General features: G+C 65.9%; 5 protein-coding genes. All 5 read right to left on the reverse strand.

Annotated features, from left to right (window positions below; all coding sequences use genetic code 11):
- Nucleotides 1–1593: methylmalonyl-CoA mutase (scpA, locus tag ACTS1X_RS00475; protein WP_442612424.1), on the reverse strand; the 1593-nt coding region annotated here is incomplete at its 3' end.
- A gap of 106 nt (nt 1594–1699) precedes the next feature.
- Nucleotides 1700–2503 carry an enoyl-CoA hydratase-related protein gene (locus ACTS1X_RS00480; RefSeq protein ID WP_442612425.1) on the reverse strand — a complete coding sequence of 268 codons (804 nt, stop codon included), beginning with the start codon at nt 2501–2503 and terminating at the stop codon, nt 1700–1702.
- Between the two features lie 230 nt (nt 2504–2733).
- Nucleotides 2734–3153 carry a methylmalonyl-CoA epimerase gene (gene mce / locus ACTS1X_RS00485; protein ID WP_442612426.1) on the reverse strand — a complete coding sequence of 140 codons (420 nt, stop codon included), beginning with the start codon at nt 3151–3153 and terminating at the stop codon, nt 2734–2736.
- Between the two features lie 123 nt (nt 3154–3276).
- Nucleotides 3277–4500, reverse strand: coding sequence for a hypothetical protein (locus tag ACTS1X_RS00490; RefSeq protein ID WP_442612427.1), 1224 nt, complete (start codon nt 4498–4500; stop codon nt 3277–3279).
- 477 nt (nt 4501–4977) lie between these two features.
- The coding region (locus ACTS1X_RS00495; protein ID WP_442612428.1) for an acyl-CoA carboxylase subunit beta at nt 4978–5834 on the reverse strand (857 nt) is incomplete at its 5' end.

The raw sequence follows: 5834 nt of genomic DNA on the forward strand, positions 1-5834 counted from the left end.
GTCCTCCATCGCGGCGGAGATTTCGCCGAGCGTGCAGCGGGCGCGCGCGCATTCGACCGCCAGCGCGAGCAGATTGGCATCCCCTTTCGCGCCGTCGCGGAGCGCCGCGAGCGCCGCTTCCGCCGCATCGCCGTCGCGTTCCCTGCGCGTCTGTTCGAGCCGGGCGATCTGATCGCGCCGGACCCGGGCATTGTCGATATCGAGAATGTCGATCTCGTCTTCCTCGGCGAGCCGGTACTTGTTGACGCCGACGATGACCGTTTCGCCGCGGTCGACCGCCGCCGCCTTGGCCGCCGCGGCCTCCTCGATATTCTTCTTCGGCAGCCCCTCGGCGACCGCCCTGGTCATCCCGCCGGCCGCCTCGACTTCCTCGATCAGCGCCCAGGCCTTGTCGGCGAGCTGCTGGGTCAGCTGTTCGATATAATAGGAGCCGCCGAGCGGATCGGCGACGTTGCAGATGCCGCTTTCTTCCTGCAGGATCAGCTGGGTGTTGCGCGCGATCCGGGCCGAGCGGTCGGTCGGCAGCGCCACGGCCTCATCGAACGCGTTGGTGTGGAGGCTCTGCGTCCCGCCCAGCGTCGCGGCCATCGCCTCGATCGTCGTGCGCACGACATTGTTGTAGGGATCCTGTTCGGTCAGGCTCACACCGCTCGTCTGGCAGTGCGTGCGCAGCATCTTGGACTTGGGGTCCTGCGCGCCGAAATCCTCCATGATCGAATGCCAGAGCTTGCGCGCCGCGCGCATCTTGGCGATCTCCATGAAGAAGTTCATGCCGATGCCCCAGAAGAAGCTGAGCCGCGGCGCGAAGCTGTCGACGTCCAGCCCCTTGGCCATCGCGGCGCGGACATATTCCATGCCGTCCGCGAGCGTATAGGCGAGCTCCTGCACCGCCGTCGCCCCGGCCTCGTGCATGTGATAGCCGGAGATCGAGATCGAGTTGAAGCGCGGCATGTTTTCCGCGGTATAGGCAATGATGTCGGCGACGATCCGCATGCTGGGTTCGGGCGGATAGATATAGGTGTTGCGGACCATGAACTCCTTGAGGATGTCGTTCTGGATCGTGCCCGAGAGCCGGTCCTGCGAAACGCCCTGTTCCTCGGCGGCGACGATATAGAAGGCCATGACCGGGATGACGGCCCCGTTCATCGTCATCGACACGCTCATCTGGTCGAGCGGGATCTGGTCGAACAGGATCTGCATGTCGGCCAGCGTATCGATCGCGACCCCCGCCTTGCCGACATCGCCGACGACGCGCGGATGATCGCTGTCATAGCCGCGATGGGTGGCGAGATCGAAGGCGACCGAGAGCCCCTTCTGCCCGCCCGCCAGATTGCGGCGGTAGAAGGCGTTCGATTCCTCGGCCGTCGAAAAGCCCGCATATTGCCGGATCGTCCAGGGCCGGCCGGTATACATCGAGGCATAGGGCCCGCGCGTGAACGGCGCGAAACCCGGCAGCCCGGGATCGAGCGCATCGCTCGCGTCGTAGACCGGCTGGACGGCGATTCCCTCGGGCGTTTCCCAGGTCAGATTCCGGCCCTTCACTTCCCCGGCCGCACGGTCCCGCCAGTCGGATTTGGTCGGTTTATCGGTCATGGCTGTCTTCTATCCATATGCCCCGCGCATGTCGAAGCCTCCCTGTTCGCAGACCGGTTAGAAGAAAGAACAGGGTTTCGACAAGCTCCACCCGAAAGAATGGGGCCTATTTCCCGGTAAAGCGGGCTTTTTCCTTCTTGAGGAAGGCGATGGCGCCGATCTTCGCATCGTCGCTGTTGCCGGCCTCGCGCTGGGCGTTGGCCTCGGCGTCGAGCGCGTCGGAATAGCCGCGTTCGAGGTTCTGCGTCGCCACGCGGCGCATCAGCCCGAGCGCGAGGGTCGGGCCGTCCGCCAGCCGCTTGGCGAGCGCCATCGCCTCGCCGATCAGCGCGTCGTCCTCGACCACCTTGTAGATCAGGCCCCAGTCGGCGGCCTTTTCCGCCGGGATCTTCTCGCCGAGCATCATCATCTCGAAGGCGCGCGCCTTGCCCGCGAGGCGCGGCAGCATCCAGGTCGCGCCGCCATCGGGCACGAGGCCGATATTGACGAAGGCCTGGAGGAAATAGGCGGACTTGCCCGCCAGCACGAAATCCCCGGCCAGCCCCGCCGAACAGCCGACACCGGCCGCCGGGCCGTTGACCGCCGTGATGAACGGCACGGGCAGGTCGGCGATCTTCTTGATCATCGGGTTGTAATGGCCGTCCAGCGAGGCCTTGGCCGCATCGCCGCCCAGCCCCTGCGACCGGTCCCGGCTGCCGCCGCCGCCGGCGAGATCGGCGCCCGAGCAGAAGGCCCGCCCCGCGCCGGTCATGACGATCGCACGCACCCCCTGGTCCAGCGCGTCGTCGAGCGCCGCGGAAATCTCGTCGGCCATCGCGGGCGGCATCGCGTTGAGGCGCTCGGGCCGGTTCAGCGTGATCGTCGCGATATTGTCGGCGACGGCGAGTGTGATCATTTCATAGTCGGCCATGATTGCCTCCCTGATGGCAGAAAAGTGAGTCGGCGGTTTCCGTTAACGTCAACCCTGTCCGACGCGCGCTGCTTGTTCAAGTATCAATTTGGCGAGGGGGGCGGCGGAAGTTGGCGAAGGGGACGCGTATCGGGCGGTTTTCGCGCCGTTTCGACGCGAAACCGGGCCTTGCCGCCGCGATCCGCGCGATTCGGCGCAACTTTGGGACCCGTTCCGCGACTTTCCGCCGCTCAATGCTCCGCTTTCGGCGACTCCATGATCTCGGTCAGCACACCGCCCATATCCTTGGGGTGGACGAAGAAGATCAGCGTGCCGTGCGCGCCGATCCGCGGTTCGCCGAGGACGCGCTTGCCCATCGCCTCGAACTCCGCCCTGGCTTCATGGATGTCCGGCACCTCGAAGCACAGATGATGCTGGCCGCCCTTGGGATTGGCCGCGAGAAAGCCGTGGATCGGCGAATCCTCGCCGAGCGGCTCGATCAGCTCGATCTGGCTGTTCGGCGTATCGACGAAACAGACCTTCACCCCCTGGGCCGGCATGTCGAACGGCTCGTGGATTTTCGTCGCGCCCATGACGTCGCGCCAGAAGGCGATGCTGTCGGGAATGGACGGCGTCGCGACGCCGACATGGTTGAGGGGGCCGAGTTTCATCTTCTTCTCTCCAAGCTCGTCATTGCGAAGAGCGTGGCGACGAAGCGATCCGGAGCGGCCGGCGACGGCGTTCGCGGCTCTGGATTGCTTCGCTGCGCTCGCAATGACGGCGGTGCTACCGCCCTACCGCACTCCCCGCAAGACGCTCTCCGGCACCCGGCCCACCGTGATATGCTTGGGCGCGCGGCCCACCTGGAGCCGCGCCACTTCCGCGCGCGCCTCCACATCCACCAGCGACACGTCGTCGCTGCGATTGTTGGCGAGGATGCAGATCGCGCCGTCGGCGCCGATCGCCGACCAGCTCGGCGCGTTGCCGACGGGCACGGTGGCGAGCAGCTCCAGCCCCTCGGCGGCGACCAGCGCCGCATAGTCGGACGCCCGGCCCGCCGCGCACAGGGTCGCGCCGTCGGGCGTGATCACCAGACCGTGATGCGGCGCCTCGAAATCCCAGTCCTCCTCGCTCACCCCGTCGGCCACGGGCAGGTCGATCCGCTCGACGATCGCGCGCCGGGCGAAATCGTACGTCACGATCGCATGTTCGTTCGAAAGCTGGGCATAGAGCAGGCTCTCGTCGGGCGAGAGCTGGAACGGGCGGATGCCGCGCGGAAAGCGATAGCGGGAGACGCGCTCGAGCGTCGCCGCGTCATAGACGGTCAGCTGATAGGGCCAGGGATCGTCGCCGTCCGCCGCCGCGCCGCGCGCCGTCTCGTCCTCCTCCTGCATGTCGCCGAGGCTGGCGCTCAGGATCCGGTGATTGTCCGGCGTCGCATGGACGTCGTGCGGCCAGACGCCGGTGCGGAGGCGCGCGAGCCGCGCCCCGGTCCGCGCGTCGAGCACGTCGAGCCGGTCCGAAATCGTGCCCGACACGTAGAGCCGCGATCCGTCGGGCGCGATCGCCATGTGATCGGCGCGGACGCCGGCGACGCGCGTCCGCCAGCGCAAATTGCCGCTCGCCAGGTCGAAGGCCGCGACATCGCCGAGATGCCCGCGCGCGACATAGAGCGTGCGCCCGTCCGGCGAGAGATCGGTGTCCTGCGCATAGTTGAGCCCCCCGCCCCGCTCGATCAGCCGCTGCCCGGCGAGCCCCTGGGTGAAATCGCGGAAGATGGAGACGCGCCGCCCATCGGGCACGATATCGAGTTCGCCGATGACGGCGCGCGCCTCGATATCGACCAGGCTCACCGTGCCGCCGACCGCATTGGAAACGAACGCGATCTCCCGCGTCGGCCCCTCGGGCGCGACCGCGACGTCGACCGGCCCCGCCCCGACCCGCGATTCCTGCCAGACGCGATAGCCGGCGAAGAGCGCGAAGATGACGAGCGCGACGAGGAGAAGGCGTTTGATCATCGGCGGAACCTCGTTCTTCCTCCCATCGTCATGCTGAACTTGGTTCAGGATCCATCTACCACTTTTCACCAGATTATCCCTAGGAAGGCCGGCGTCAATTCCAGGCCGATACGGGCATCGGGATTAGCTCCGGACAGGGAAACGCGTGCGGAGTAATGGATCCTGAACCAAGTTCAGGATGACGCGAGCGCTTTTAGGCCCAGAAAGGCGCATGCACCGCCGATGAGAAGAAACACGAAGAAGCAGAACCAGAACTGCACCGGGCTCACGGCCCGTTTGCTATTGGAGAGCTCCGGAAACGAGCCTTTCGCAAGCCCATAAATGCATAGCCGACCGAAAGAGGCCCGAGCACCAGACCTCCAAATGTCCTGTATGAAGGACTGGCTATTCCGAAGGGATCGAACACAGCCAGGGCGCACAGTATAACCACCGACACGAAGAACAGCGAATATTGCAGGTCCCTTGGCTGACCTTCACTCACAACGGAATATTATCATGCTTCTTCCACGGATTCTCGAGCTGCTTGTTCCGCAGCTTGCGTAGCCCCAGCGCCACACGCCGGCGGGTCGAATGCGGCATGATGACCTCGTCGATAAAGCCCTTGGCGGCGGCGACGAACGGGTTGGCGAAGCGGTCTTCATATTCCCTGGTGCGCGCGGCGATCTTCTCTTCGTCGCCGATATCCTTGCGGAAGATGATCTCGACCGCGCCCTTGGCGCCCATCACCGCGATCTCGGCGGTCGGCCAGGCGTAGTTGAGGTCGCCGCGCAGATGCTTGGACGCCATCACGTCATAGGCGCCGCCATAGGCCTTGCGCGTGATCACCGTGATCTTGGGAACCGTCGCCTCGGCATAGGCGAAGAGCAGCTTCGCGCCATGCTTGATGATGCCGTTATGCTCCTGCCCGACGCCGGGCAGGAAGCCGGGCACGTCGACGAAGGTGACGATCGGGATATCGAAGGCGTCGCAGAAGCGCACGAAACGCCCGCCCTTTTTCGACGCCGCGATGTCGAGGCAGCCGGCGAGCACCGTCGGCTGGTTGGCGACGATGCCGACCGTGCGGCCCTCGATCCGGCCGAAGCCGATGACGATGTTCGCCGCATGGGCGGGCTGGAGCTCGAAAAACTCGCCCTCGTCGACCGTCTTCCTGATCAGCTCGTGCATGTCGTAGGGCGTCGCGGCGCTCGCCGGGATCAGCGTGTCGAGGCTCGGCTCCTCGCGGTCCCAGGCGTCTGCGGTCGGCCGTTCGGGCACCTCTTCGCGGTTCGAGGCGGGGAGATAATCGATGAAATCGCGCGCCGCCATCAGCGCCTCGATATCGTTCTCGAACGCGA

This window comes from Parasphingopyxis sp. (genome assembly GCF_052168275.1).
GTDB lineage: Bacteria > Pseudomonadota > Alphaproteobacteria > Sphingomonadales > Sphingomonadaceae > Parasphingopyxis.